Source organism: Klebsiella sp. DY2415 (assembly GCF_026314315.1).
GTDB lineage: Bacteria > Pseudomonadota > Gammaproteobacteria > Enterobacterales > Enterobacteriaceae > Klebsiella > Klebsiella ornithinolytica.
This window is the reverse complement of sequence record NZ_CP111115.1, coordinates 5,431,805-5,458,048: the sequence shown is the minus strand read 5'-3', so window position 1 is coordinate 5,458,048 and position 26,244 is coordinate 5,431,805. Positions and strand designations below refer to the sequence as shown.

The window sequence follows — 26,244 nt, the reverse complement described above, 5'->3', positions numbered from 1 at the left end:
AACAGGCGGCTGGCAAGAAAGCAAAGATGACCGTGAGGGAGGTCACAGATTCTCTTCATGAGCATCAGGGAAGAGGATGTGATGTTGTCCGCAGTTCCCGATCTTTCCGGCTGTTTCTTGAAAAAGCGGCAGGTTTTACGAATTTTGCGGTCAAAAATTGAAGGCTGGATTGCGGACCCTTAATTACTATTTGTGACACTGATTGATAACATTTCTCATTTCGAGGGTGCCGTTATGACCATTTTGCACAGCGTGGATTTCTTTAAGTCCGGGACTTCTGCTGTGGCCATTGAGCCACGCCTCCCTCAGGCGGCGTTCCCGGAACATCATCACGATTTCCATGAAATCGTCATCGTTGAGCACGGCACGGGGATTCATGTGTTCAACGGTCAGCCCTATACCATCAGCGGCGGTTCGGTGTGCTTTATTCGCGATCACGATCGTCATCTCTATGAACATACGGACAATTTATGCCTGACTAACGTGCTCTATCGCGCGCCGGATGCCTTTCGCTTTCTGAATGGCGTCAATCAGCTGTTACCGCAGGAGCAAGAGGGGAATTACCTCTCTCACTGGCGGGTGAACCAGGCCGTGCTACAGCAGGTACGACAGATCGTCGGACAGATGGAAGACGTCGGCCTCGAACCGGATATGCATACGCTCGCCGGACGGGAGATTCTCTTTATGCAGCTGCTTGTCCTGCTGCGTAAAAGCAGCCTCGCGGAAGGGGCGGCCGACAACGAAGCGCGGCTGAATCATCTGATGGCCTGGCTGGAAGATCACTTTGCCGAGGATGTCTGTTGGGAAGAGGTGGCGGATAAGTTTTCCCTGTCGCTGAGGACATTGCATCGCCAGCTGAAGCAACAGACCGGCCTGACGCCGCAGCGCTACCTCAATCGGGTGCGACTGATGAAGGCGCGTCACCTGCTACGCCATAGCGATGAGAGCATCACGGATATCGCCTATCGTTGCGGTTTCGGCGACAGTAACCACTTTTCGACGCTTTTTCGCCGCGAGTTTTCCTGGTCGCCGCGCGATATCCGTCAGGGACGGGACGCCATTCTTCAGTAACGCGAGAGCAGTCAACGTTTTAGCGAGCAAAAACGCGAATAATAAACCGTTATTGGCGGTGGAGTTCTGGTAGTGGCTGGTCAGCTGATTCTGCGCAAAGATGAGTTTTTTGCCTCTCCTTCTCAGGCGGTAGCGGTTGCCGACCGTTATCCGCAAAATGTCTTCGCCGAGCATACCCACGAGTTCTGCGAACTGGTACTGGTATGGCGGGGAAATGGCCTGCATGTCCTTAACGATCGCCCATGGCGCATTACCCGTGGCGACCTGTTTTATATTCGCGCCGAAGACAAACACTCCTACGCCTCGGTGAATGATTTAGTCCTGCAAAACGTCATCTATTGCCCGGATCGTCTGCGGCTTAACTTTGACTGGGCGGCCCATATTCCCGGTCTGTTTGGGACGTCGTGGATGCCGCACTGGCGGATCGGCAGTTCTGGTATGGCTCAGGTTCGCCAGGTGATTACTCAGCTGGAGCAGGAGAGCGCCCGCGGCGATGCGCAGTCTAATAACATGGCCGAGCTGCTGTTTGCGCAGCTGGCGTTGATTCTTCATCGCCACCGCTATGCGACCGATAACCGGGCGGCGACCCAAAGCGAAACGCTCCTCGATAAGCTGCTGACCGAACTGGCCGGCAGCCTGAACCGACCTTTTATTCTTGAGCTGTTTTGTGAGCGGGAGGGGTGCGGCGAGCGTGCGCTGCGTCAGCAGTTTCGCCAGCAGACCGGGATGACGATCAACCATTACCTGCGTCAGCTGCGTATCTGCCACGCGCAGTATTTATTGCAGCACACCGAGCGGTTGATTGGTGACATTGCGATGCAGTGCGGATTTGAAGACAGTAACTACTTTTCCGTTGTCTTTAATCGCGAAATTGGCATGACCCCAGGGCAGTGGCGGCAACGCAGTCGCGTTGCCGCATAGGGCATTAGCTGGCCATGCCGAGGCCAACGATATTGGCGGCGATGATAATCACCACGCAGCCCAGACTTAACACGCTGACCGGACGACGCCCGGCATTGTTCCACTCTTTCAGCACCAGCCCGACCAGCCCGCCGCACAGCACATAGAAGCTCATATGCAGCATCCAGCTCATGTAGTCATACTGCGCGGGAATGCTGGCGTGGCCCCAGGCATAGAAGAAAAACTGGAGATACCACATCAGACCGCCCAGCGCCGACAGCAGCACGTTGGCGATAATCAGCGGTTTTGCCAGCGAGAAGTCGGCTTTGATCGACAGGTTTTTGACTTTAGCCAGACGAATAAAGCAGAAGCCAAGGTTGACCAGCGCGCCGCCGCCCATAATCACCACATAGCTGGGCAGCGCGGTATACAGCGGGTCAACTCCCAGCGCTGCCGCGGCATCATGCATTGGCCTGGCGGCGTTCATCGCAAAGGACATCCCGGCAGAGAAAATGCCGCACATCACTGCCAGCATGAGCCCTTTTTTCAGATTGAAGTCTTCGGCTTTAATGCCCATCTTGCGCTCTTTCAACTGGCCGGCCCGGGTGACTATCGCCACGCCGATCACCGCAACCAGCACGCCGAGCAGCGTCATCTGGCCACCCTGGGTATGAAGGAGCACATCGATCTGCCCGTTGATAATTGGAGTCATCAGCGTGCCGACAATCAGGGTAATCCCGATGGCGATACCGATCCCCATCGACATACCGAGGTAGCGCATGGTCAGGCCGTAGTTAATATTGCCGATCCCCCACATGGCGCCAAACAGAAACACCGGCAGGAGCGTGGAGGCGTTGAAGGAACGGTAATAGGCCCAGAAATCAGGCAGCAGCATCGCGCTGATAGCCCAGGGAAGAATCAGCCAGGAGACAATCCCGCCGATTGACCACATGGTTTCCCATGACCACTGTTTAACTTGTTTGAACGGGGCATAGAAACAGGCTGCACTGGCCGCACCTATCAAATGCCAAAAAATACCCATCGTAATCGCGTGATTCATTGATTTTATCCTCATCTATTTTTTTATCGGATAAATCTTCTTCCGACACGATGAGTGTAAAAATCGGTCAGTTTTCTCGCCTTCAGGCTGTTGCCATGTGACGCTGAACTCTGGCAACCAACAACTTAATTACTTGTTCCAGCTCACAAAATTGCAGGTATACCCTGTGGTTATAACCTTATTAAAAATACGGCATTGATAAGCGTTTTCAATATCATTTAATTAACTATAATGAACCAACTGCTTACTCGGCATTAACACTTCCTGCCGCTTGACAATAATGGAGATGATTATGAGTTATACACTGCCAGCCCTGCCGTACGCTTATGACGCCCTGGAACCGCACTTTGATAAGCAGACGATGGAAATCCATCACACTAAACATCACCAGGCCTACGTTAACAACGCCAACGCTGCGCTGGAGAGCCTGCCGGAATTTGCTGACCTGTCTGCTGAAGAACTGATCGCCAAACTGGATCAGCTGCCGGCTGACAAAAAAACCGTACTGCGTAACAACGCGGGCGGCCACGCTAACCACAGCCTGTTCTGGAAAGGCCTGAAAACCGGTACCACCCTGCAGGGCGACCTGAAAGCCGCTATCGAACGTGATTTCGGTTCCGTTGATAACTTCAAAGCGGAGTTTGAAAAAGCGGCTGCGACCCGTTTCGGTTCTGGCTGGGCATGGCTGGTGCTGAAGGGCGACAAACTGGCCGTGGTTTCTACCGCTAACCAGGACTCCCCGCTGATGGGCGAAGCTATCTCCGGCGCTTCCGGCTTCCCGATTCTGGGCCTGGACGTTTGGGAACACGCTTACTACCTGAAATTCCAGAACCGTCGTCCGGACTACATCAAAGAGTTCTGGAACGTGGTTAACTGGGACGAAGCAGCAGCGCGTTTTGCCGCCAAAAAATAAGGTTGCATTGTGCTGAACGAGAAGCGAGTCTGATGACTCGCTTTTTTTATATCCGCAGCAAAGGAGCAGCGATGCACTATCCGGTGAATGTCTTTGTGGGCAAGGTAAGGGATTACGACGGCAGCCGTCCAAGCGCCATCGGGAAAATTCAGGTCGACGGTGAACTGACCCTCGGCGAACTGGGGCTGGAGGGCGATGAACAGGCGGAGACGAAAATACATGGCGGGCCGGACCGCGCGCTGTGCCACTATCCCCGTGAACACTACGCCCATTGGGCTCTTGAACTTCCGCAGCAGGCGGATCTTTTCTGCGCCCCGGCGTTTGGCGAGAATCTCTCGACCGAAGGGCTGACCGAAAAAGAGGTCTGTATCGGCGACATCTTTCGCTGGGGAGAGGCGCTGATTCAGGTGACGCAGCCGCGTTCACCGTGCTTCAAGCTTAACTATCATTTTGCTGTCAGCGATATGGCGCAGCTTATGCAGAACAGCGGTAAAACCGGCTGGCTGTATCGGGTCGTGGCGGGCGGGCGGGTATCCGGCGATGCGCCGCTGGAGCTGGTTTCCCGACTAAGCGATGTGAGCGTCCATGAGGCGGGGGCCATTGCCTGGCATATGCCGTTCGATGACGAACAATACCATCGCCTGCTCTCGGCGGCGGGGCTGTCGGTGAGCTGGAGCCGTACCATGCAGAAACGGCGCCTGAGCGGGCAGATAGAAGACAATTCGCGGAGATTGTGGGGAAAATAATTCGCCGATAAAGCCGCAGGCGCTGGCTGCGAACGATCCCTGAGGCGGCGCGCTGCGCCTGTCCGGGCTACCCGTCTGCGGACGGTTGTGGTAGCCCGGCTAAGCGCAGCGTAAGCCGGAGAAGAGCGATCAGGTGCGCTTATACAGCGGCAGCCAGATGGTCAGCCGCAAACCGCCTAACGGGCTGTCATCGGCTTTGACCCAGCCGCGATGCTGCTGAATCGCCGCCTCGACAATCGCCAGCCCCAGACCGGTGCCGCCGGACTCGCGATCGCGTGCCTCGTCGGTACGGTAGAACGGACGGAAAATCTGCTCGCGATCCTCCGGACTGACGCCCGGACCATCATCATCGACGTTGACCGTGATGCCGTCTTTATCCACCGAAAAACTGACCGAAATTTTGGTGTGCGAGTAGCGCAGCGCGTTACGGACGATATTTTCCAGCGCGCTTTCCAGCGCATTAGGATTGCCGTACAGCGGCCAGGGACCCGGCGGATACTCGACGGTGAAGGATTTTCCAACCTGCTCGGCTTCAAACGCCGCGTTATCCAGCACTTCGCCCCACAGCTGATTGGCCTTCACCGTTTCACTGACCAGCGCGTTATTCGCCTGATTGCGCGACATCACCAGCAGGTCGTTAATCATGCTGTCCAGCCGGTGGGCTTCGGTCTCAATACGTTCAAGCTCTTTGCTCTCGCCGCTGCGACGGCGCAGTAAGGCCGTACCCAGCTGCAGGCGCGTGAGCGGCGTACGCAGCTCGTGGGAAATATCGGACAGCAGGCGCTGCTGACCGGTCATCATGCGTTCCAGCGCCGTGACCATCTGGTTAAAACTGGCCCCGGCGGCTAAAAACTCCTGCGGGCCGGCTTCCAGTTCCGGATGTTGACGCAGGTTGCCCTGGGCGACCTCATCGGCGGCGTTTTTCAACTTGCGGGCCGGTTTGGCCAGACTCCAGGCCAGCCACAGCAGCAGCGGCGAACTGACGAGCATCGTGACGATAAGCAGGAGCAGCGGGCGGTCGAACAGCAGGTTGATAAAGTCTGACTGGGATGTGCTGGCAGGGCGGATCAGATAGAGCTGGTAATTATCTTCCCCATCCCTGACGGAAAACGGCCCGACCATTTCCAGACGGCCGTAGCGTTTTTTCTGCGGATGATCGGCATTATCGGCCTGGCCGATAAAGTTACGAATGATCTGCATTTCGTTGCGTTCTGCACCGATCACGCGGCCTTCGCTGGTGACCAGCAGTAAACGCTGTCCCGGCGGAGCCCACTTATCGATAGCGCGAAACAGCCGACGCCACCACATCAGGTCATTGGGGGGATCGGTCGCCAGTTCGGCCTCGACGTGCTGTTCAATCATGGTGCCCTGACGCTGTTCGCTCTCCAGCAGTTCGGTCATCTGGCGCGAGTCCAGCTTGGGCAACATCAGAACCAGCATCAACACCAGCGCCAGCGTGAGCCAGAAAATAGCGAAGATGCGTGCGGTTAAACTTCCTATCATGAAGCCGAAACCATCAGGTAGCCGCGTCCGCGCAGGGTTTTAAACCACGGATGGCCGTCTTTGCGTTCCGGCAGCTTACGACGCAGATTGGAAATATGCATGTCGATGGCGCGATCGAACGGCGTCAGGCGTTTTCCCAATACTTCCTGGCTCAGATGTTCACGAGAAACAACCTGGCCAAGATGCTGTGCCAGCAGGTAGAGCAGGGTGAACTCCGTGCCGGTCAGTTCCAGGGTCTGACCATCGAAATTGGCTTCCTGGCGGCCGGGGTTGAGGCTCAAGGCGTCAACTTCCAGCGTCGGGGAACCGACTTCGGTAGTTTGCTGCTGCTCACTCCAGTGAGAACGGCGCAGAATCGCGCGTATACGCGCCACCAGCTCACGATCGTTGAAGGGCTTAGGCAAGTAATCATCCGCGCCCAGCTCGAGGCCGAGAACGCGATCCAGCTCGCTGCCGCGGGCAGTTAGCATGATAACCGGGGTCTGGTGTGTCTGACGTAACTCTTTAAGCGTATCGATACCGTTTTTCTTCGGCATCATCACATCAAGCAAAAGTAAATCGATGCTGTCGTCCAGAAGGGCCAGCGCCTGTTCCCCGTCATGGGCCACGAGCACGTTAAATCCTTCCATATCGAGCAGCTCTTTTAACAGGGAGGTGAGCTCCCGGTCATCATCAACTAACAGGATTTTATTCATTGTTTAAATACCTCCGAGGCAGAAATTACGTCATCAAGGCTCGCTAATCCATGACTTTACGTTGTTTTACACCCCCTGACGCATGTTTGCAGCCCGAATCGTAGACTGTATCTCGTTGAATCGCTACACAGACACAAACGTATTGGGAGTATGTGATGCGCAATGTTATTGCTGCCGTCATGGCCTCAACGCTGGCGCTAAGTGCATATAGCCAAGCCGCTGAAGTCGTTACCAGCGTTAACTGGCTCCCCGGAGATGACGGGGCGCAGCGCACCAGCCAGAGTCATATGTTTGACGGCATAAGTTTAACCGAACAGCAACGCCAGCAGTTACGAGATCTTATGCAACGGGCACGCCATGACAGGCAACCCATTAATGTTAGCGAAATGGAGACAATGCATCGTCTTGTCACCGCAGAAAATTTTGATGAAAACGCTGTGCGCGCTCAGGCTAATAAAATGGCGCAGGAACAGGTTACTCGCCAGATTGAAATGGCGAAGGTTCGCAACCAGATGTACCACCTGTTAACGCCGGAGCAGCAAGCGGTTCTTAATGCGAAACACCAGCAACGAATGGATCAGTTGCGCGAGGTTGCAAGGATGCAAAAAGGTTCAGCAACCATGCTGTCGAGTAGTAGCAATACCGTGCAACCCCAGTAGTAGACCCTGTTTTCCTTGCCATAGACACCATCCCTGTCTTCCCCCACATGATGTGGGGGTTTTTTTTGCCTGTCATTCGGCGAAACGACTCCCGCCTTGCTCCTCGTTGCGACAACAGTTCAGGTTATACTAAGCGCATCGCCGAAGAGGAGCATGTATGAATCAATCTTATGGGCGGCTGGTGAGCCGTGCGGCTATTGCGGCGACGGTGATGGCGTCCGCGTTACTTTTGATCAAGATTTTTGCGTGGTGGTACACCGGGTCTGTGAGTATTCTGGCTGCGCTTGTGGACTCGCTGGTGGATATTGCCGCCTCGTTAACGAATCTGCTGGTCGTGCGCTATTCGCTCCAGCCGGCAGATGAGGAACATACTTTTGGTCACGGTAAGGCAGAATCGCTGGCCGCGCTGGCACAAAGTATGTTTATCTCCGGGTCGGCTCTGTTTCTGTTTTTGACCGGTATTCAGCACCTGGCGCGTCCGGAACCGATGCAGGCGGCGGGTGTCGGTATTGCCGTGACGCTGATCGCGCTGGTCAGCACGCTGGTGCTGGTAACGTTCCAGCGTTGGGTGGTCAGAAAAACGCAAAGTCAGGCGGTGCGAGCAGATATGCTTCATTATCAGTCTGATGTTATGATGAACGGCGCAATTCTGGTGGCGCTGGGCCTCTCCTGGTATGGTTGGCATCGTGCCGACGCGCTGTTTGCTCTCGGGATTGGCATCTATATTTTATATAGCGCTCTGCGTATGGGTTATGACGCCATTCAGTCGTTGTTAGACCGCGCGCTTCCTGACGAGGAACGTCAGGAAATTATCAATATCGTGACCGAATGGCCAGGCGTCAGTGGGGCACACGATCTACGGACGCGGCAGTCAGGGCCGACTCGCTTTATTCAAATACATTTGGAAATGGAAGATAACCTCCCGCTGGTTCAGGCACACGTGATTGCCGATCAGGTGGAGCAGGCAATTCTGCACCGTTTCCCGGGTTCTGATGTCATTATCCATCAGGATCCCTGTTCTGTGGTGCCGCTGGCGCGGCAGGGCGTTTTTTGAGCTTTGGGTTATAGTCTGTAAACTCGATGTAAAAGTGTGGGGCAGATCGGCATTTTTTGTATAAATTACCGCCATTTGGTCTGACCTGAATCAATTCAGCCAGAAGCGTTTGATATACTATTGCAATTATCGTCGTGCACTCCTGGTGAAGGAGCGCTTCAGGCAACAGGATTATTTTTTGCTTCCTAAGTTCAGAGGTAGTCATGATTAAGAAAATCGGTGTATTGACAAGTGGCGGTGATGCTCCGGGCATGAACGCAGCAATTCGCGGCGTTGTGCGCGCAGCATTAACGGAAGGTCTGGAAGTTTTTGGAATCTATGACGGTTACCTCGGCCTGTATGAAGATCGCATGGTTCAGCTCGACCGCTACAGTGTTTCCGACATGATCAACCGTGGTGGTACTTTCCTCGGGTCAGCACGCTTCCCCGAGTTCCGCGAAGAACATATTCGTGCCGTTGCGCTCGAGAACATGAAAAAGCGTGGCCTGGATGCGCTGGTCGTTATCGGCGGTGATGGTTCTTACATGGGGGCGATGCGTCTGACTGAAATGGGCTTCCCGTGCATCGGCCTGCCAGGCACCATCGATAACGATATCAAAGGCACTGACTACACTATCGGTTTCTTTACCGCGCTGAGCACCGTAGTGGAAGCCATTGACCGCCTGCGCGATACCTCTTCTTCCCACCAGCGTATTTCGGTTGTTGAAGTGATGGGGCGTTACTGCGGCGATCTGACTCTGGCTGCGGCGATTGCCGGCGGGTGTGAGTTCATCATGGTGCCGGAAGTGGAATACACGCGTGACGATCTGGTCGCTGAAATCAAAGCCGGCATCGCCAAAGGTAAGAAACACGCCATCGTGGCCATTACCGAACATATGTGCGATGTGGACGAGCTGGCGCACTACATTGAGAAAGAAACCGGCCGTGAAACCCGGGCGACCGTTCTGGGCCACATTCAGCGCGGCGGTTCCCCGGTTCCTTATGACCGTATTCTGGCATCCCGCATGGGCGCCTACGCGATTGAACTGCTGCAGCAGGGATTCGGTGGCCGCTGCGTCGGTATTCAGAACGAGAAGCTGGTGCACCACGACATCATCGACGCTATCGAGAACATGAAGCGTCCGTTCAAAAATGACTGGCTGGATTGCGCGAAGAAACTGTACTAATTCTGGCGTGAAACAAACGAAAAGGCCTTCTCAGAGAGAAGGCCTTTTTAATTAGTGGGCAGGCTATTCGATATCCAGTGCATCCTCGGACAGGATGATCCCGGTATTATCGGCATACAGATGGTCACCGGAGAAGAAGGTCACGCCGCCGAAATTGACGCGTACGTCGCTTTCGCCGATACCTTCGCCAGCAGCCCCCACGGGAATGGCGGCCAGCGCCTGGATGCCAATATCCAGATCTTCAAGCTCGTCAACCTGACGCACCGCGCCATAGACGACAATCCCTTCCCACTCATTTTGTACGGCAAGACGCGCCAGGTCAGCGTCAATCAACGCACGTCGGACGGAACCCCCGCCATCGATCAGCAAGATGTGACCACGGCCGTTCTGTTCGAGCATATCGTATAGCAACCCGTTATCCTCGAAACATTTCACCGTGATGATTTGTCCACCAAACGACGACCGCCCCCCAAAGTTGGAGAACAGAGGTTCCACTACGTTGACATCCTCCTGGTAGATGTCACAAAGCTCGGAAGTATCGTATTTCATAGGCTTAACGTTCAGTTGCTGCGAGAGATTTTAGTATATCTCGCGAATCGTATTGTTGGCAAAATCATCAATTGTTAATTGATATTTGTCAGTTAACCCACCAGCTTGCTGCAAATAATCCCAATGACAAACAGCAGGTTGGTCAGCAGCGCTGCTTTCACCGTGCGTTCCAGCATCGGGCGCATCGCCACCGGCTCGCGCTCGCGCATCACAAATCGCGCCTGCTTCACCAGCAGCGGCGTGGCGAGCAGGAACAGCCAACCCCATGGGCTATGCAGAGAAATCAGGGTAAACAGCGCCAGGCACAGCGGCGCACCGATGAGCAGGCAAGCGTGATAGCGGCGAGCGTTGAGCGGCCCCAGACGTACTGCCAGCGTGTTTTTGCCGTTCTCTCTGTCGCTGTCGATATCGCGCAGATTATTGATATTCAGCACCGCGGCGGCTAACAGACCACAGGCGGTAGCGGGGAGGAAAATGGTTGCTTCAATCGTGTGGGCCTGGAGATACCAGCTTCCTGCGACGCTAAGCCAGCCAAAGAAGACCAGTACCGAGATATCGCCAAGGCCGATGTAGCCATAGGGCCGGGTGCCGACGGTGTAGGTGATCGCGGCGATAATCGCTAAACTCCCCAGCACCATGAAACCAATAAAATCGGCCATCGTCTGCCAGGCGCAGAACAACAGCGCCAGCCCGGAGAGGCAAATCAGCACCACGGTAACGATCAGCGCGCGTTTCATCTGCGGCTGGGTAATGGCCCCTTTTTGCATGCCGCGTAGCGGCCCGATACGGTCGGGTTTATCGCTGCCCTTAACGGCATCGCCATAATCGTTCGCCAGGTTGGATAAGATTTGCAGCAGGCCGGCGGTGATCAGCGCCAGCAGCGCCACCCAGGGATCGAAGTACCCCTGATGCCACGCGAGCGTCGTACCGACAACAATGGCGGAAAAGGCCAGCGGTAGCGTTTTTGGCCGCAGGCTTTCCAGCCAGGCCTGGGTTCGGTTTATCGGTTGTTCAGTCATAATTCCTGGCCAAAAAAATGGGGCTATATATAGCCCCATCGATTGTGATGAAAATACATTGAACCGGATTATAGGATAAAACGGCTCAGATCTTCATCCGCCACCAGCACATCCAGATGCTTACCAACATACTCGGCATCAATAATGATGCTCTGACCACCCATTTCGCTGGCGTCAAAGGAGATGTCTTCAATCAAACGCTCAAGCACGGTGTGCAGACGACGAGCGCCGATGTTTTCGGTGGTTTCGTTAACCTGCCATGCCGCCTGCGCAATGCGCTTGATGCCGTCTTCCGTAAACTCGATGTTGACGCCTTCGGTCGCCATCAACGCTTTATACTGAACGGTGATGGAGGCGTTCGGCTCGGTCAGGATGCGCTCGAAATCTTCCGTCGTCAGCGCTTTCAGCTCGACGCGAATCGGCAGACGACCCTGTAGTTCAGGGATCAGGTCAGACGGACTGGCCACCTGGAATGCGCCAGAGGCGATAAACAGAATGTGGTCAGTTTTCACCATGCCGTGTTTGGTCGACACCGTGCAGCCTTCGACCAACGGCAGCAGGTCGCGCTGCACGCCTTCGCGAGAGACATCCGGGCCGGAGCTGTTGCCGCCGCGCTTACAGATTTTGTCGATCTCATCGATAAATACGATACCGTGTTGTTCTACGGCGTCGATGGCATCCTGTTTGAGCTCTTCCGGGTTGACCAGCTTCGCCGCTTCTTCTTCAATCAGCAGCTTCATTGCGTCTTTGATTTTCAGCTTGCGCGGTTTTTGCTTCTGGCCGCCCAGGTTCTGGAACATCGACTGCAGCTGGCTGGTCATCTCTTCCATGCCCGGAGGGGACATGATTTCCACACCCATCGGTGCAGCGGCAAGATCGATCTCGATTTCTTTATCGTCGAGCTGACCTTCGCGCAGTTTTTTGCGGAATGCCTGACGGGCGGCAGACGGTTCCTGAGGCTGTTCCGCCTGGCCCCAGTTGTTTTTTGCCGGCGGGATCAGCACATCAAGAATGCGCTCTTCCGCCAGCTCTTCCGCGCGATAGCGGTTTTTATCGATCGACTGCATGCGGACCATTTTGATCGCCGCATCGGTCAGGTCGCGGATAATCGAATCCACTTCTTTCCCGACATAGCCCACTTCGGTGAATTTTGTGGCTTCAACTTTGATGAACGGCGCGTTGGCCAGCTTCGCCAGACGACGGGCAATTTCCGTTTTACCCACACCGGTCGGACCGATCATCAGAATGTTTTTCGGCGTGACTTCGTGACGCAGCTCTTCGTTCAGCTGCATACGGCGCCAGCGGTTACGCAGCGCGATAGCGACAGAACGCTTCGCCGCGTCCTGACCGATAATATGTTTGTCGAGTTCGCTGACAATTTCGCGTGGGGTCATTTCAGACATGGGAGATCCTTACGCTTTAGAGGCTAATTCTTCGATGGTGTGGAAATGGTTGGTATAAATGCAGATATCACCTGCAATATTCAACGCCTTCTCTGCGATATCGCGTGCGCTCATATCGGTATTTTCCAGCAGAGCGCGGGCAGCGGCCTGAGCGTAGGGACCACCGGAGCCGATAGCAATCAGGTCGTTTTCTGGCTGCACCACGTCACCGTTACCGGTGATGATCAGCGAAGCGTTTTCATCCGCCACGGCCAGCAGAGCTTCCAGTTTGCGCAGCATACGATCGGTACGCCAGTCTTTCGCCAGTTCCACGGCGGCTTTGACCAGGTGCCCCTGATGCATTTCCAGTTTACGTTCAAACAGTTCAAATAGCGTGAAGGCGTCGGCGGTGCCGCCGGCGAAGCCCGCGATCACTTTGTCGTTGTAGAGACGACGCACTTTTTTCACGTTACCTTTCATGACGGTATTGCCAAGCGTGGCCTGGCCATCACCGGCAATAACCACATGGCCGTTACGGCGAACACTAACTATTGTTGTCACGAGCAGACCCCTTGGTTACAAAAGCGGAATAGGGGCCCCGCGCTTCACGCGGGGCAGAATGCAATTATAGATGGGGGGGATTTTTAGGGTTTCAACCCCTGGCGGCGAGACGAATGCAGTTTGCGTGTCCGGCCATCTTCAGGCGAGTGATCATATCGTTGGCGCTCTCCTTGCCCTTCAGTGGCCCAATGACCACGCGATTCCAGCCATTGTTGGTGGTAATGCGCGAGGAGAACCCTTCAAACGCCAGCTGCGCCCGAACGGTTTCCGCCTGTTCTGCGCCTTTAAAGGAGCCGCACTGAATCATCCAGCTACGATCGTCTTTCTTCTCCGCCGCTGCTTTCGGCGCCTCTTCAACGCGAGCAACCGGCGCAGCTGCCTGGGCTTTAGGCTGTGCGGCGGTATGCGCAGGCGTCTGCAGCAGATCCTGATACGGCTGTTGCGTCGAGGCGGTTTGTTTCGGCTGTTGTACCGGCTTTGGCTGCTGGTACGGCTGCTCTGCAACGCGCTGCTGCGCGCGCGGCTGTTGTTGCACCGGAGCCTGCTGCTGGGTTTGCGCCCATTGTTGCTGAGCCTGCTGCTGCTGTTGTTGTACCTGCTGCTGCGCCAGACGCTGACGCTGCAGCGTTTGCTGGCGCTGAGCCGGGGTTTGTTCGTTCCACGGCACCTCGGTCAGCTGGGTCGGCTGCTGGCGCATATCCGCCTGCATTTGTGCCAGCAGCTGGCGCTGTTCATTGGTCAACTGCTCGGGTTTCATGACTTCCCCGCCGGCCGTCGGTTCAGTAGGCGCACGTACGCCAGGCTGGCGACTTTCCAGCTCTTTGATATAGCGCCAGCGCTCTTCCGGTTTCGGCGGGAGACCATTACCTGCCACCTGACGGTTTTGCAGCGCTTCCGCTTCTTCTTTTTTATGGTGCGTGATGAAGTACAGCCCACCGATAAAGGCCACCAGCACTGCCGCCGCGATCGCAACCATAGTCGGTGAAACCGCCGGAAGGCTGCTCTGTTTATTCCTTGAGCTTCGGGTATTACCCTTTTTGCGCCGCGAAGGAGCCGGTTGGCTGCGGCGTACATAATCTCGTTGTGCCACTATCGTTTCGCTGTTTTATTCGTTCGTCAGTCCGCCATGTTACTTAAGCGGCGGGCCTTTGACCAGAAGAGCAGGCCCGAAAACCTGATGGTTATGCTCTGATTTTGCGTGTACTGCCGCGAACGATCAGTTCGCAGTCCAGCAATCGTGAACCGCTGTTCACATTGTGACCATGTAGCTGATCCAGTAACAGGAGCATTGCTTCGCGGCCAATATCAAAGCGCGGTTGCGCAACGGTCGTCAATGGCGGATCGCAAAATTCGGATAAAGAGATATTATCGAAACCGACAATAGACAGATCGTCAGGTACCTTCAGTCCCCGGCGTTTTGCCAGCGACAGCGCCCCCAGCGCCATGATATCGCTATGGCAGAAGACCGCGGTTGGCGGCACCGGCAGCGCCAGAAGCTGTTCCAGCGCGCTGGCCCCGGCTTCATAGGTAAAGTTTCCGCGAGCGATATAGTGCGGATCGATGGTGATCCCGCTACGACGCAACGCCTGCACATAGCCCTGGAGGCGATAGTGGCAGAGCGGCATCTCTTCCGGGCCGGCGATACAGCCAATACGCTGGTGACCCAGTTCGTGCAGATAATTCACGGCATTAAATGCGGCGGTGAGGTTATCGATGTGCACCGTGGGCAGCTCCAGCTCCGGCGCAAATTCATTCGCCATCACCATCGGCGGTAGATTGCGCTGTTCTTCAACGCCTGCGTCAAACGGCAGACGGGAGCCTAGCAACAACATACCGTCGATCTGCTTGGTAATGATCAGGTCGATAAAAGTCTTTTCCTGCCGGTTCTGGTGGGCGCAGTCGCCGATCAGCACCAGATAGCCCTGTTCTGCCGCGGTAATCTCAATGCCGCGGATAATCTCGCTGAAAAAGGGATCGCAAATATCCGGTACGATGACCAGAATCGTACGCGACTCGTTACGTTTCATATTGCGTCCGAGCGACTGCGGCAAATAGCCGACTTCCAGCGCCGCCTGCTCCACCCGGTTACGGGTAGTCTGAGAAACCTTATCCGGATTCATTAACGCTCGGGACACGGTTGCCGTTGAAACGTTTGCCTTCAGGGCGACGTCTTTCATTGTGGCGGCAACCACCTGTTTTTTGGGCTTCACCTGTTTTCTCCTCGCTGACTGGCGCAGACACTTTCCTTGTGTTCTGACATCAGCAACATTTTTAGCAGATAGTCGACGCAGAGAGTTACAGAATTTTCATGAAAAACGTGATGGTTGTTGAATTTTTTCGATCCGTCTCGCAAGAGAAGGCTTAACCTTCAATAGGATCGACGTCCAGGACCCATTTTACCTTGCGCGCTTCCGGCAGCGTATTGATCAAGGCCAGCGTACCGCTGACGATATGCTGCAAGCGAACGCGTGAAGGGTGCTGGAGCAGAATTTGCCAGCGCCAGCGGCCCCCGCGTTTGGGCGCCAGCGCCGGAACCGGACCCAGCACCCACAGTTTGTCATCGGCCAGCGGACTGGCCTGCAGTAAATTACGCAACTGCTGCAGGAACAACGGCGCCTGCTGATTGTTATGGTCTTCGGCACGAATCAGGACATGGCTGGTCCACGGCGGCAGCTGCATGGTCTGCCTTTCGGCCAGCGCCTGTTCGGCAAAGGCGTCGTAGCCTTTATATAACAGCGTTTGCAGCAGCGGATGTTCCGGATGGTGGGTTTGCAAAATCACCTCTCCCTGTTTACCCGCGCGTCCTGCGCGGCCAGAGACCTGGGTATAGAGCTGAGCGAAGCGTTCTGCCGAGCGGAAATCGGCGGAAAACAGCGCACCATCGACATCCAGCAGCGACACCAGGGTAACATCCGGGAAATGATGACCTTTGGCCAGCATTTGAGTGCCGATCAGGATGCGTGCGCCGCCGCGATGAATATCGGAGAGGTGCTGTTCGAGCGCGCCTTTACGGCTGGTGGTATCCCGGTCGACGCGAGAGACCGGCACGCCGGGAAACAGCGGCGCCAGCGCCTGCTCCAGCTGTTCGGTGCCCAGTCCGACCGGCACCAGATGCGTAGAGCCGCAGGAGGGGCACTGGCGCGGGATCGGACGCTGGCTGTCGCAGTGGTGGCAGCGTAAATGATGCTGTGCCTGATGCAAGGTGTAGTAGCTGTCGCAGCGCGGACACTCTGCGATCCAGCCGCAGTCATGGCACAGCAGCGCCGGGGCGAAACCGCGGCGGTTCAAAAACAGAATCACCTGATTATCGGCCTGCAAATGCTGACGCATGCGGGCAATCAGCGCCGGGGAGAGTCCCGCCTGCAATTGCTGTCCTTTCAGATCCAGCACGTGCTGCTGCGCCGGACGAGCGTTACCCGCACGCTTTGTCAGCTTCAGCTGGCGATATTTCCGCTGGCGGACATTGTATAGCGTCTCCAGCGCCGGGGTTGCCGAGCCAAGAATAATCGGGATTTGCTCGCTATGAGCGCGCCACACCGCCAGATCGCGCGCGTGATAGCGCCAGCCTTCCTGCTGCTTATAGGAGCTGTCGTGCTCTTCATCGATAACGATCACGCCCAGGTTTTTAAATGGCGTGAACAGCGAGGAACGCGTGCCGATGACGATAGCTGCTTCGCCATTTTTGGCCTTCAGCCACGCGGAAAGACGTTCGCTGTCGTTAAGGCCGGAGTGCAGGACTTCAACCGGGGCGTTAAATCGCTGACGGAAACGGGCGATGGTTTGCGGCGTCAGGCCAATTTCCGGCACCATCACCAGCGCCTGTCGGCCTTGCGCCAGCACGTTTTCCAGCACGCTGAGGTAAACTTCCGTTTTCCCGGAGCCGGTAATCCCCGCCAGCAGCCAGGTTGAAAACCGAGCCGATGCGCTGTGAATCGCCCCGACGGCCGTGGCCTGCTCGGTGTTGAGGCGCAGCCGCTCGCCGGGTACAGCAAAGTGGGTTCGCCAGTCGGTGAGGGCGGGCGCTTCGCTTGCCAGCTCGCAAAGCCCTTTCCCGCGCAGGGCCTGCAACGCCGCATCGTTGAACTCCAGCTCCGCAACCTGGTGACGCCAGATCCTTCCCTGACGCAGTGCGGCCAGAGCCTGCTGCTGTTTCGGCGAGCGTTTGAGGCTGTTGATATCGACAGCCTGGCCCTGCTCGGTCGCGAACCAGTACCACTGCGGCGCTGCGCTGGCCGGTTTCCCCTGGCGAAGCATGATCGGCAGGGCGTGGAACAGCACATCGCCGATGGGATGATGATAGTAGTCGGCCGCCCACAGCAGCAGTCGCCAGACGGCAGAAGAAAATACCGGTTCGGCATCCAGCGTGGCGATGACCGGTTTGAGCTCATCCAGCGGCAGCTCGCTGCGTTCGCTGACGGCGGTCACAATCCCAATACGCTCTTGCTTACCGAACGGCACGCGCACGCGGCAGCCTGCTTTGACCGGCATTCCCTCAGGTAGCAGGTAGTCAAAGGTACGGGGCAGCGGGACGGGCAGGGCAACGTGGGCGACGGGCATGTCATCTTCCTGACTTGAAATCTGGCCGGTTAGTATACACATTGTGATAAGGGCTCGCGGATCAGTTTGCATATGCTGGTCAAATTCTGTATGATTCGCCGCCTTTGGTGCGCTTCGTGCAGCATCAGAATCTATTACCCGGGGATTACGCTTAGCGGAATTGCGCCGGGAAATTATTAACATCGCGTGGTGTCTGGCGTTAGGGCTGGAAGAGCGACGCGGCCTTAACTGAGGTTCTCCCATGAAAAAAGATATTCATCCGAAATACGAAGAAATTACTGCTTCTTGCTCTTGCGGTAATGTCATGAAAATCCGTTCTACCGTAGGTCACGACCTGAACCTCGACGTGTGCGGTAAATGCCACCCGTTCTACACTGGCAAGCAGCGTGATGTTGCGACCGGTGGCCGCGTTGACCGCTTCAACAAGCGCTTCAGCGTTCCAGGCACCAGCAAGTAAGTTGCCGGAAGAAAAAGCCGCCCACGGGCGGCTTTTTTTGTTTCTGTCGTTATGCCCGGCATGCAGATTCAGGGTGGGCAGAGACGTAAAAAAGGGCGGAAGGTCACTTCCGCCCTTTTTTATTGACTCAGTATTCCCACGTATCCGGGTCGATACCCATCTCGCGCATAATCTGTTTCGCCGCTTCCGGGATCTCATCGCTGCGCTCTTTACGCAGGTCTTCATCGTTGGGTAACGGTTGACCGGTAAATGCATGCAGGAACGCTTCACACAGCAGTTCGCTATTGGTGGCGTGGCGCAGGTTGTTGACCTGACGACGCGTGCGTTCATCGGTGAGGATCTTCAACACCTTCAGAGGAATGGATACCGTAATTTTTTTTACTTGCTCACTCTTCTTACCGTGCTCAGCGTATGGGCTGATATATTCGCCGCTCCATTCAGCCATGAGATACCTTTAATCCTCTAGTCATTAGTTAAGGGCCAGAACCACGGTCCGGGCCATAATTGCGCGTAGTTTACCGTAGAGGGGGCGTTCTGACACCCGATAAGCCCCTGCAGAGATGCGCTAATGCATATAATTTTAACGGCTATTCTCTATTTGCTCAATCTATACGCAAAGAAGTTTAGATGTCCAGATGTATTGACGTCTATTGTGACAATGATTACTCTGGTGCCTGACTTTTCACCGATTCAGCCCAGGAACTGCCCAACATGACGCGTAAACAGGCCACCATCGCAGTGCGTAGCGGTTTAAATGACGACGAACAATACGGTTGCGTTGTCCCGCCGATTCACCTTTCCAGTACCTACAACTTTACCGGCTTTAATGAACCCCGTGCCCACGACTACTCCCGCCGCGGTAACCCTACCCGCGATGTGGTGCAGCGCGCGCTGGCGGAGCTGGAAGGGGGAGCGGGCGCCGTTCTGACCAATACCGGTATGTCGGCGATTCTGCTGGTGACGACCGTGTTCCTGAAGCCCGGCGATCTGCTGGTGGCCCCTCACGACTGCTACGGCGGCAGCTATCGTCTGTTTGATAGCCTGGCGAAGCGCGGCTGCTATCGGGTTCTGTTTGTCGATCAGAACGATGAACAGGCGCTGAGTGCGGCATTGTCTGAAAAACCGAAGCTGGTGTTGGTCGAAAGCCCAAGTAATCCATTGCTGCGCGTGGTGGATATTGCGAAAATCTGCACGCTGGCTCGTGAAGCGGGTGCGGTGAGCGTGGTGGATAACACCTTCCTGAGCCCGGCGCTGCAAAATCCGCTGGCGCTGGGAGCCGATCTGGTGCTGCATTCGTGCACAAAATACCTGAACGGGCATTCTGACGTGGTCGCCGGGGTGGTGATTGCGAAAGATCCGGCTGTTGTCACCGAACTGGCATGGTGGGCGAATAATATCGGCGTAACCGGCGGCGCATTTGACAGCTACCTGCTGCTGCGTGGTTTACGTACGCTCTCTCCGCGTATGGAAGTCGCACAGCGCAATGCGCTGGCGATTGTCGACTATCTGAAAACCCAGCCGCTGGTGAAAAAACTGTATCATCCGTCTCTGCCGGAAAATCAGGGGCATGAGATTGCTGCCCGTCAGCAAAAAGGTTTTGGCGCGATGTTAAGCTTTGAGCTGAAGGGCGATGAGCAGACGCTGCGTCGTTTTCTGAGCGGATTATCGCTGTTTACGCTGGCCGAATCGCTGGGGGGCGTAGAAAGTCTGATTTCGCACGCTGCGACGATGACCCATGCAGGTATGGCGCCTGAGGCGCGCGCGGCGGCGGGGATTTCAGAAACGCTTCTGCGTATTTCGACCGGTATTGAAGATGGTGAAGATTTAATTGCCGACCTGGAAAATGGCTTCCGGGCAGCAAACGAGGAATAAACATGAGTGTGAATGCGCAGGCAGGGGCGAAGGGTCGTCAGCTGCACAAATTTGGTGGGAGTAGTTTAGCGGATGCGAAATGTTACCTGCGCGTCGCGGGGATCATGACGGAATACTCGCAGGCCGGTGACATGATGGTTGTCTCCGCCGCTGGCAGCACCACCAACCAGCTGATTAGCTGGCTGAAGCTCAGCCAGACCGATCGCCTTTCTGCGCATCAGGTACAGCAGTCGCTGCGCCGTTACCATATGGAGCTGATCGCCAGCCTGCTGTCGGCAGAAGCGGCAGATACGCTGATCGCGTCGTTTATTCACGACCTCGAGCGTCTCGCCGGCTTGCTGGATAGCGGCGTGACCGATGCGGTCTATGCTGAAGTGGTCGGCCATGGCGAAGTGTGGTCTGCACGTCTGATGGCCGCGGTGCTCAACCAGCTGGGACTGGAAGCGGCATGGCTTGACGCACGTAGCTTCCTGCGCGCCGAACGCGCTGCGCAGCCGCAGGTGGATGAAGGTCTGTCTTATCCGCTGCTGCAACAGCTGATGGCGCAACATCCCAACAAACGTCTGGTGGTGACCGGCTTCATCTCGCGCAACAGCGCCGGGGAAACCGTCCTGCTGGGGCGTAATGGTTCTGACTATTCCGCGACCCAAATTGGTGCCCTGGCCGGGGCGTCTCGCGTCACTATCTGGAGCGATGTGGCCGGGGTCTACAGCGCGGATCCGCGTAAAGTGAAGGATGCGTGCCTGCTGCCGCTGCTGCGCCTGGATGAAGCCAGCGAGCTGGCGCGCCTGGCGGCTCCGGTCCTGCACGCCCGTACCCTTCAACCGGTCTCCGGTAGCGATATCGATCTGCAGCTGCGCTGTAGCTACACGCCTGAGCAAGGCTCCACGCGCATTGAGCGCGTGCTGGCGTCCGGCACCGGCGCGCGAATTGTCACCAGCCATGATGATGTCTGCCTGATTGAGTTCCAGGTGCCCGCCGGTCAGGATTTCAAGCTGGCGCACAAGGAGCTGGATCTTATCTTTAAACGCGCCCAGCTGCGCCCGCTGGCGGTGGGGGTGCATGCCGATCGTAAGCTGCTGCAGTTCTGCTATACCTCGGAAGTGGCCGACAGCGCGCTGCGTCTGCTCGATGAAGCGGGTCTGCCGGGCGAGCTGCGTCTGCGTCAGAAGCTGGCTCTGGTGGCGATGGTCGGGGCGGGCGTCAGCCGTAACCCGCTGCATTGCCACCGTTTCTGGCAGCAGTTGAAAGGACAGCCGGTCGAGTTTACCTGGCAGTCTGAAGAGGGGATTAGCCTGGTGGCGGTGCTGCGCGCAGGCCCGACGGAAAGCCTGATTCAGGGCCTGCATCAGTCCCTGTTCCGGGCAGAAAAACGTATTGGCCTGGTCCTGTTTGGTAAAGGCAACATCGGTTCGCGCTGGCTGGAGCTGTTTGCCCGTGAACAGAGTACGCTCTCAGCCCGCACCGGCTTCGAGTTTGTCCTCGCCGGCGTGGTGGACAGCCGCCGCAGCCTGCTTAACTACGACGGTCTGGATGCCAGCCGCGCGTTAGCGTTCTTTAACGATGAAGCCGTTGAGCAGGATGAAGAGTCGCTGTTCCTGTGGATGCGCGCTCATCCCTATGATGATTTAGTGGTGCTGGACGTGACCGCCAGCGAGCAGCTGGCCGATCAGTACCTTGATTTTGCCAGCCACGGCTTCCACGTCATCAGCGCCAATAAGCTGGCCGGGGCCAGCAGCAGCGACAAATATCGTCAGATTCACGATGCGTTCGAGAAAACGGGCCGCCACTGGCTGTACAACGCTACGGTCGGCGCGGGTCTGCCGGTGAACCATACCGTGCGCGACCTGATTGACAGCGGCGATACTATTCTGGCGCTGAGCGGTATTTTCTCCGGCACGCTCTCCTGGCTGTTCCTGCAGTTTGACGGCACCGTGCCGTTTACCGATCTGGTCGATCAGGCCTGGCAGCAGGGGCTGACGGAGCCGGACCCGCGCGTTGACCTGGCGGGGAAAGACGTGATGCGTAAGCTGGTTATCCTTGCGCGCGAAGCCGGTTATGACATCGAGCCCGATCAGGTGCGCGTCGAATCGCTGGTGCCTGCGCACTGTGAAGAGGGCTCTGTGGATCACTTCTTTGAGAATGGCGAAGAGCTGAACGAACAGATGCTGCAACGTCTGGAGGCCGCCCGTGAACTGGGGCTGGTTCTACGCTACGTGGCGCGTTTTGATGCCAACGGAAAAGCGCGGGTTGGCGTTGAAGCCGTCCGCGAGGAGCATCCGCTGGCGGCGCTGCTGCCGTGCGATAACGTCTTTGCCATCGAGAGCCGCTGGTACCGCGATAACCCGCTGGTTATCCGCGGCCCGGGTGCCGGCCGCGACGTGACCGCTGGCGCTATTCAGTCGGATATTAACCGTCTGGCACAGCTGCTCTAATCCTGCCTCTGCCCGAGACCAGACCGGCGTCTGGTCTCGGAGTATCAATGCGCCGCAAAGACCTCTTTGGCGGCGAACAGGCCATTTAAGGCCGCCGGGAATCCGGCATACACCGCCATCTGCATGATGACTTCGATAATCTCCTCCTGCGACAAACCGACGTGCAACCCGGCGGCAATATGCACTTTTAGCTGCGGTGCGGCATTGCCCAGCGCGGTTAAGGCGGCAATGGTGGCGATTTCACGGCTGCGTAAATCGAGCCCCGGGCGGGCGTAAATATCGCCAAACGGGAATTCAATCAGGTAGCGGGCAAAGTCCGGGGCGATGGCCTGCAGGCTTTTGACGACGGCATCGCCGCCTTTACCGTCAACGCGCTGCAACATGTCCAGGCCGGTGGTATAACGCTCGGATGTCATGATCTTTCCTCATAATGATGATGGGTTGGGAAGAAGGTTAGAGGCGTTGATCGGACTTGAGTAATACCCTTTTCGTGATACCTTTCAGGTATGACAAGTTTACGCTTACAGACTCTTGATATTCGCCTGCTGCGCTATTTTGCCGTGGTGGCGGAAGAGAATAATATCAGCCGGGCGGCGCAGCGGTTGTTCATCTCGCAGCCGCCGCTGAGCCGTCATATCCGTCATCTGGAAACGTTGCTGGGCGTGACGCTTTTTGTCCGCCATACCAAAGGGCTGATTCTTACCGCAGAGGGTGAGCGGGTGCTGGAGCTTATTCGTCCGCTTCTGGCGCTGCAGGAGGCGACGCTGAGTGCGCTGGGGCAGCTGTCCGATGACCGGCAGCAGCCCTTACGTCTGGGGCTGACGACTGCCTTCGAACAGGGTATTTTTGCGTCTCTGGAATCGGCGTTGGGTCGCCAGGTCAGGGCGCTCTCCCTCCTTCGCCACTCCTCGCCTGCCCTGGCTCAGCAGGTGCGCAAAGGCAAGCTGGACGCCGCGCTGATTGCGCTGCCGCTGGATGCCGCTGGGTTAACGCTTTCTCCTTTGCCCTATCATGAACCGCTGATTGCGGCGCTACCCGCGTCATGGCCGGAATCCGCAATCTCCCGGCTGGTCTTAGAACAGCTGAATCATCGGCCGCTGTTTTGGTTCAGGCGCGAACGTAATCCGGCCTTTTTTGACGCAACCCGGCGCATTTTTGAGCGTATTGGCTACGTGCCGGCGTATGTGGAGGAGCCCGCTGAGCATGACGTACTGCTGGCACGTATCGCACGCGGAGAAGGGATGATTTTGCTGCCGGCATCATTTGCCGCGATACAGCGTCAGGGGGTGGTATTTCATCCGCTGGAGGGGACTCGCTTGCGTTTGTCGCTGGGATTAGTGACGCGACCGGAAGATGAAGCTTTGCGCGCGTGGTTGCTGCCGTTTATTGAGGAATCATTATCTTAGCGTTGAGTTGCATGAATTAATCTCATCTTCACTGAATATTCCTCACTCTTTACACTGATTTTTCTATTGACGCCTGCTCTCTTTTCCGTCATTTTTACATCTGGACGTCTAAACGTATAGAAGTTCGCAACACAACAAACAATAAAATGCGATTGATGAGGTAAGGTATGAGCTTTTTTCACGCCAATCAGCGGGAAGCCCTGAATCAGAGCCTGGCAGAAGTGCAGGGCCAGATTAATGTGTCCTTTGAATTCTTTCCGCCGCGCACCAGTGAAATGGAGCAAACCTTGTGGAAATCCATCGATCGCTTAAGCAGCCTGAAGCCAAAGTTTGTCTCGGTGACCTATGGCGCCAACTCCGGCGAGCGCGACCGTACTCATAGCATCATAAAGGGGATTAAGGAGCGTACCGGTCTGGAAGCGGCGCCGCATCTGACCTGTATTGACGCCAGCCGCGATGAACTGCGCACGATCGCCGAAGACTACTGGAACAACGGTATTCGCCACATCGTTGCCCTGCGCGGCGATCTGCCGCCGGGTAGCGGTAAGCCTGATATGTATGCCGCAGATCTGGTGACGCTGCTGAAAGAGGTCGGGAATTTTGATATCTCCGTTGCGGCCTATCCTGAAGTTCACCCGGAAGCCAAAAGCGCGCAGGCAGATCTGCTGAACCTGAAGCGTAAAGTCGATGCGGGTGCTAACCGCGCGATTACCCAGTTCTTCTTTGATGTTGAAAGCTATCTGCGCTTTCGCGATCGCTGCGTGTCCGCCGGTATCGATGTCGAAATTATTCCAGGCATCCTGCCGGTTTCTAACTTCAAACAGGCGAAAAAGTTTGCCGACATGACTAACGTCCGTATTCCCGTATGGATGTCTAAAATGTTTGAAGGGCTGGATAACGATGCGGAAACTCGTCAGCTGGTGGGGGCGAATATCGCCATGGACATGGTGAAGATTTTAAGCCGTGAAGGGGTGAAGGATTTCCACTTCTACACGCTGAACCGTGCTGAGATGAGCTACGCCATCTGCCATACGCTGGGCGTGCGTCCGGCGGTATAAAAAATGGCCCTCATCGAGGGCCATGTTGTTTTATTCCCACTCGTCCAGAAAACGCTGGCCGTACTGATCGGCGACCAGTAGCGCGGCGTAGACTTCATCAGCGGTCGCGCCGCCGGGCATATTGTGGATAGTTTCTCCCTCTGCGCAGGCCGCTTCCGCGACGGTACGCATTTTGCCGGGAATATCGCCCTTAATATCCAGCTGAGCCAGGGTGAGAGGCAGCCCGACGCTGTGACACAGCGCGGCGACGGTTTCAATCTCTTCCACCGGGGCATTTTCCAGAACCAGCTGCGTCAGTGTCCCGAAGGCGACCTTTTCACCGTGATAGTAGTGATGCGCGTCCGGAATGGCGGTAAGGCCGTTATGGATCGCATGCGCTGCCGCCAGCCCGCCGCTTTCGAAACCAACGCCGCTGAGATAGGTGTTGGCTTCGATAACTTTCTCCAGCGCCGGCGTGACGACATGTTGCTCCGCCGCCAGCATCGCTTTTTCACCTTCTTCAATCAGCGTGTTGTAGCACAGCTCAGCCAGCGCCAGCGCCGCCTGAGTGCATTTGCCCCCGGCCATTGTCGTGGCGCCGCTGCGTGAACAGGCCCGGGCTTCAAACCAGGTGGCCAACGCATCACCGATGCCCGCTGCCAGCAGGCGCGGCGGAGCGCCGGCGACAATTTGCGTATCGACAATCACCATGTTCGGGTTGCGCGGCAGCATCAGATAGCTGTCAAACTCGCCTTCGTCGGTATAGATAACGGAGAGGGCGCTGCAGGGGGCATCCGTTGAGGCAATTGTCGGGGCAATCACTACCGGAAGATTCATAAAGTGGGCTAATGCTTTCGCGGTATCCAGCGTTTTTCCGCCGCCGATTCCCAGCACGGCATTGCAGCGGGCAGCGCCGGCGATTTCACGCAAGCGATTGATTTCATTATGCGAGCATTCACCGCCAAACGGCACGATTTCAGCAGCCAGACCCGCATCGGTCAGGCTTTTACGCAGCTTTTCTTCGGCAAAACCCAGCACAAACTTGTCGCCGACAATGAGCCAGCGTTCGGCCAGCGGTTTGAGATAGTTGCCAAGGCGGGTGATAGCATTCGCACCCTGAATATATTTGCCTGGGGATTGAATAATGCGATCCATTTCGATTCCTCCTGGTTGATCGTGGCGCCGCCCTCTGGCGACGCGAC

At 56.4% G+C, this 26,244-nt stretch carries 25 protein-coding genes; 12 read left to right on the top strand and 13 right to left on the bottom strand.

Features of this window, described 5'->3' with window-relative positions; genetic code table 11:
- The first annotated feature begins 234 nt into the window (after positions 1-234).
- Together rhaS and rhaR are read left to right on the top strand one after the other, a co-directional pair.
- Entirely contained in the window at positions 235-1,071 is an 837-nt protein-coding gene (gene rhaS / locus OQV00_RS25815) for an HTH-type transcriptional activator RhaS (protein ID WP_004869353.1), read from the top strand.
- Positions 1,072-1,143: 72 nt separating this feature from the next.
- On the top strand, positions 1,144-1,992 hold the full coding sequence (gene rhaR / locus OQV00_RS25810; RefSeq protein WP_004869355.1) for an HTH-type transcriptional activator RhaR: 849 nt from the start codon (positions 1,144-1,146) through the stop codon (positions 1,990-1,992).
- A gap of 4 nt (positions 1,993-1,996) precedes the next feature.
- Here rhaR and rhaT read toward each other — a convergent pair whose 3' ends face one another.
- A complete protein-coding gene (gene rhaT, locus OQV00_RS25805) occupies positions 1,997-3,031 on the bottom strand; it encodes an L-rhamnose/proton symporter RhaT (protein ID WP_004869358.1) in 1,035 nt (344 codons plus the stop codon).
- A 292-nt stretch (positions 3,032-3,323) separates the two neighbouring features.
- Between rhaT and sodA the strand changes: the two genes are divergently transcribed.
- Both sodA and yiiM read left to right on the top strand, forming a co-directional pair.
- Positions 3,324-3,944 carry a superoxide dismutase [Mn] gene (sodA, locus tag OQV00_RS25800; protein ID WP_004869361.1) on the top strand — a complete coding sequence of 207 codons (621 nt, stop codon included), beginning with the start codon at positions 3,324-3,326 and terminating at the stop codon, positions 3,942-3,944.
- 71 nt (positions 3,945-4,015) lie between these two features.
- Complete coding sequence (yiiM, locus tag OQV00_RS25795; protein ID WP_004869365.1) at positions 4,016-4,690, top strand: 6-hydroxyaminopurine reductase; 675 nt, start codon at positions 4,016-4,018, stop codon at positions 4,688-4,690.
- A gap of 129 nt (positions 4,691-4,819) precedes the next feature.
- Here the strand turns inward: yiiM and cpxA are convergent, their stop codons facing one another.
- Together cpxA and cpxR are read right to left on the bottom strand one after the other, a co-directional pair.
- Positions 4,820-6,193, bottom strand: a complete 1,374-nt coding sequence (cpxA, locus tag OQV00_RS25790; RefSeq protein ID WP_004869367.1) for an envelope stress sensor histidine kinase CpxA — start codon at positions 6,191-6,193, stop codon at positions 4,820-4,822.
- Entirely contained in the window at positions 6,190-6,888 is a 699-nt protein-coding gene (gene cpxR / locus OQV00_RS25785) for an envelope stress response regulator transcription factor CpxR (RefSeq protein WP_004869370.1), read from the bottom strand. The genes cpxA and cpxR overlap by 4 nt, the downstream gene beginning before the upstream one ends.
- 155 nt (positions 6,889-7,043) lie before the next feature.
- Between cpxR and cpxP the strand changes: the two genes are divergently transcribed.
- The 3 genes from cpxP to pfkA all read left to right on the top strand — a co-directional run bounded on the left by cpxP (position 7,044) and on the right by pfkA (position 9,767).
- Positions 7,044-7,547 (top strand): cell-envelope stress modulator CpxP, encoded by a 504-nt coding sequence (cpxP, locus tag OQV00_RS25780; RefSeq protein ID WP_004869373.1) that lies wholly within the window; start codon positions 7,044-7,046, stop codon positions 7,545-7,547.
- A 157-nt stretch (positions 7,548-7,704) separates the two neighbouring features.
- On the top strand, positions 7,705-8,601 hold the full coding sequence (gene fieF / locus OQV00_RS25775) for a CDF family cation-efflux transporter FieF (protein ID WP_004869375.1): 897 nt from the start codon (positions 7,705-7,707) through the stop codon (positions 8,599-8,601).
- A 203-nt stretch (positions 8,602-8,804) separates the two neighbouring features.
- A complete protein-coding gene (gene pfkA / locus OQV00_RS25770; protein ID WP_004869378.1) occupies positions 8,805-9,767 on the top strand; it encodes a 6-phosphofructokinase in 963 nt (320 codons plus the stop codon).
- A gap of 63 nt (positions 9,768-9,830) precedes the next feature.
- Here the strand turns inward: pfkA and rraA are convergent, their stop codons facing one another.
- The 7 genes from rraA to priA form a co-directional block, all read right to left on the bottom strand.
- On the bottom strand, positions 9,831-10,316 hold the full coding sequence (gene rraA / locus OQV00_RS25765; RefSeq protein WP_266279623.1) for a ribonuclease E activity regulator RraA: 486 nt from the start codon (positions 10,314-10,316) through the stop codon (positions 9,831-9,833).
- Between the two features lie 92 nt (positions 10,317-10,408).
- Positions 10,409-11,335 (bottom strand): 1,4-dihydroxy-2-naphthoate polyprenyltransferase, encoded by a 927-nt coding sequence (gene menA / locus OQV00_RS25760; RefSeq protein WP_004869386.1) that lies wholly within the window; start codon positions 11,333-11,335, stop codon positions 10,409-10,411.
- Between the two features lie 68 nt (positions 11,336-11,403).
- The gene (hslU, locus tag OQV00_RS25755) at positions 11,404-12,738 is read right to left on the bottom strand and encodes an HslU--HslV peptidase ATPase subunit (RefSeq protein WP_004869389.1); all 1,335 of its coding nucleotides are present in this window, start codon (positions 12,736-12,738) and stop codon (positions 11,404-11,406) included.
- Positions 12,739-12,747: 9 nt separating this feature from the next.
- Positions 12,748-13,278, bottom strand: a complete 531-nt coding sequence (hslV, locus tag OQV00_RS25750; RefSeq protein ID WP_004869393.1) for an ATP-dependent protease subunit HslV — start codon at positions 13,276-13,278, stop codon at positions 12,748-12,750.
- A 91-nt stretch (positions 13,279-13,369) separates the two neighbouring features.
- Positions 13,370-14,368, bottom strand: coding sequence for a cell division protein FtsN (gene ftsN, locus OQV00_RS25745; RefSeq protein WP_015585428.1), 999 nt, complete (start codon positions 14,366-14,368; stop codon positions 13,370-13,372).
- 91 nt (positions 14,369-14,459) lie between these two features.
- The gene (gene cytR, locus OQV00_RS25740; protein WP_004869399.1) at positions 14,460-15,488 is read right to left on the bottom strand and encodes a DNA-binding transcriptional regulator CytR; all 1,029 of its coding nucleotides are present in this window, start codon (positions 15,486-15,488) and stop codon (positions 14,460-14,462) included.
- A 151-nt stretch (positions 15,489-15,639) separates the two neighbouring features.
- Positions 15,640-17,835 carry a primosomal protein N' gene (gene priA, locus OQV00_RS25735; protein WP_266279620.1) on the bottom strand — a complete coding sequence of 732 codons (2,196 nt, stop codon included), beginning with the start codon at positions 17,833-17,835 and terminating at the stop codon, positions 15,640-15,642.
- A gap of 241 nt (positions 17,836-18,076) precedes the next feature.
- Between priA and rpmE the strand changes: the two genes are divergently transcribed.
- Complete coding sequence (gene rpmE, locus OQV00_RS25730; protein WP_004869403.1) at positions 18,077-18,292, top strand: 50S ribosomal protein L31; 216 nt, start codon at positions 18,077-18,079, stop codon at positions 18,290-18,292.
- Positions 18,293-18,419: 127 nt separating this feature from the next.
- Here the strand turns inward: rpmE and metJ are convergent, their stop codons facing one another.
- The gene (metJ, locus tag OQV00_RS25725; protein WP_004869405.1) at positions 18,420-18,737 is read right to left on the bottom strand and encodes a met regulon transcriptional regulator MetJ; all 318 of its coding nucleotides are present in this window, start codon (positions 18,735-18,737) and stop codon (positions 18,420-18,422) included.
- A gap of 266 nt (positions 18,738-19,003) precedes the next feature.
- On the opposite strand from metJ, the gene metB reads away from it, so the two are divergent.
- Together metB and OQV00_RS25715 are read left to right on the top strand one after the other, a co-directional pair.
- On the top strand, positions 19,004-20,164 hold the full coding sequence (metB, locus tag OQV00_RS25720; protein ID WP_004869407.1) for a cystathionine gamma-synthase: 1,161 nt from the start codon (positions 19,004-19,006) through the stop codon (positions 20,162-20,164).
- A gap of 2 nt (positions 20,165-20,166) precedes the next feature.
- Positions 20,167-22,599 (top strand): bifunctional aspartate kinase/homoserine dehydrogenase II, encoded by a 2,433-nt coding sequence (locus OQV00_RS25715; RefSeq protein ID WP_004869409.1) that lies wholly within the window; start codon positions 20,167-20,169, stop codon positions 22,597-22,599.
- Positions 22,600-22,643: 44 nt separating this feature from the next.
- Here the strand turns inward: OQV00_RS25715 and OQV00_RS25710 are convergent, their stop codons facing one another.
- A complete protein-coding gene (locus OQV00_RS25710) occupies positions 22,644-23,015 on the bottom strand; it encodes a carboxymuconolactone decarboxylase family protein (RefSeq protein ID WP_004869411.1) in 372 nt (123 codons plus the stop codon).
- A 90-nt stretch (positions 23,016-23,105) separates the two neighbouring features.
- On the opposite strand from OQV00_RS25710, the gene OQV00_RS25705 reads away from it, so the two are divergent.
- Together OQV00_RS25705 and metF are read left to right on the top strand one after the other, a co-directional pair.
- On the top strand, positions 23,106-24,005 hold the full coding sequence (locus OQV00_RS25705) for a LysR family transcriptional regulator (protein ID WP_004869414.1): 900 nt from the start codon (positions 23,106-23,108) through the stop codon (positions 24,003-24,005).
- A 167-nt stretch (positions 24,006-24,172) separates the two neighbouring features.
- On the top strand, positions 24,173-25,063 hold the full coding sequence (gene metF / locus OQV00_RS25700) for a methylenetetrahydrofolate reductase (RefSeq protein WP_266279618.1): 891 nt from the start codon (positions 24,173-24,175) through the stop codon (positions 25,061-25,063).
- Between the two features lie 30 nt (positions 25,064-25,093).
- Here the strand turns inward: metF and gldA are convergent, their stop codons facing one another.
- A complete protein-coding gene (gene gldA, locus OQV00_RS25695; protein WP_032724973.1) occupies positions 25,094-26,197 on the bottom strand; it encodes a bifunctional L-1,2-propanediol dehydrogenase/glycerol dehydrogenase in 1,104 nt (367 codons plus the stop codon).
- Between the last annotated feature and the right edge of the window lie 47 nt (positions 26,198-26,244).

Coding starts and splice junctions, on each gene's coding strand:
- cpxR (WP_004869370.1), bottom strand. CDS start 6,888: ATGAATAAAATCCTGTTAGTTGATGATGACCGGGAGCTCACCTCCCTG.
- rhaT (WP_004869358.1), bottom strand. CDS start 3,031: ATGAATCACGCGATTACGATGGGTATTTTTTGGCATTTGATAGGTGCG.
- pfkA (WP_004869378.1), top strand. CDS start 8,805: ATGATTAAGAAAATCGGTGTATTGACAAGTGGCGGTGATGCTCCGGGC.
- OQV00_RS25705 (WP_004869414.1), top strand. CDS start 23,106: ATGACAAGTTTACGCTTACAGACTCTTGATATTCGCCTGCTGCGCTAT.
- priA (WP_266279620.1), bottom strand. CDS start 17,835: ATGCCCGTCGCCCACGTTGCCCTGCCCGTCCCGCTGCCCCGTACCTTT.
- rhaS (WP_004869353.1), top strand. CDS start 235: ATGACCATTTTGCACAGCGTGGATTTCTTTAAGTCCGGGACTTCTGCT.
- metB (WP_004869407.1), top strand. CDS start 19,004: ATGACGCGTAAACAGGCCACCATCGCAGTGCGTAGCGGTTTAAATGAC.
- menA (WP_004869386.1), bottom strand. CDS start 11,335: ATGACTGAACAACCGATAAACCGAACCCAGGCCTGGCTGGAAAGCCTG.
- cpxA (WP_004869367.1), bottom strand. CDS start 6,193: ATGATAGGAAGTTTAACCGCACGCATCTTCGCTATTTTCTGGCTCACG.
- fieF (WP_004869375.1), top strand. CDS start 7,705: ATGAATCAATCTTATGGGCGGCTGGTGAGCCGTGCGGCTATTGCGGCG.
- OQV00_RS25715 (WP_004869409.1), top strand. CDS start 20,167: ATGAGTGTGAATGCGCAGGCAGGGGCGAAGGGTCGTCAGCTGCACAAA.
- sodA (WP_004869361.1), top strand. CDS start 3,324: ATGAGTTATACACTGCCAGCCCTGCCGTACGCTTATGACGCCCTGGAA.
- metJ (WP_004869405.1), bottom strand. CDS start 18,737: ATGGCTGAATGGAGCGGCGAATATATCAGCCCATACGCTGAGCACGGT.
- cpxP (WP_004869373.1), top strand. CDS start 7,044: ATGCGCAATGTTATTGCTGCCGTCATGGCCTCAACGCTGGCGCTAAGT.
- metF (WP_266279618.1), top strand. CDS start 24,173: ATGAGCTTTTTTCACGCCAATCAGCGGGAAGCCCTGAATCAGAGCCTG.
- gldA (WP_032724973.1), bottom strand. CDS start 26,197: ATGGATCGCATTATTCAATCCCCAGGCAAATATATTCAGGGTGCGAAT.
- rraA (WP_266279623.1), bottom strand. CDS start 10,316: ATGAAATACGATACTTCCGAGCTTTGTGACATCTACCAGGAGGATGTC.
- OQV00_RS25710 (WP_004869411.1), bottom strand. CDS start 23,015: ATGACATCCGAGCGTTATACCACCGGCCTGGACATGTTGCAGCGCGTT.
- rpmE (WP_004869403.1), top strand. CDS start 18,077: ATGAAAAAAGATATTCATCCGAAATACGAAGAAATTACTGCTTCTTGC.
- hslU (WP_004869389.1), bottom strand. CDS start 12,738: ATGTCTGAAATGACCCCACGCGAAATTGTCAGCGAACTCGACAAACAT.
- yiiM (WP_004869365.1), top strand. CDS start 4,016: ATGCACTATCCGGTGAATGTCTTTGTGGGCAAGGTAAGGGATTACGAC.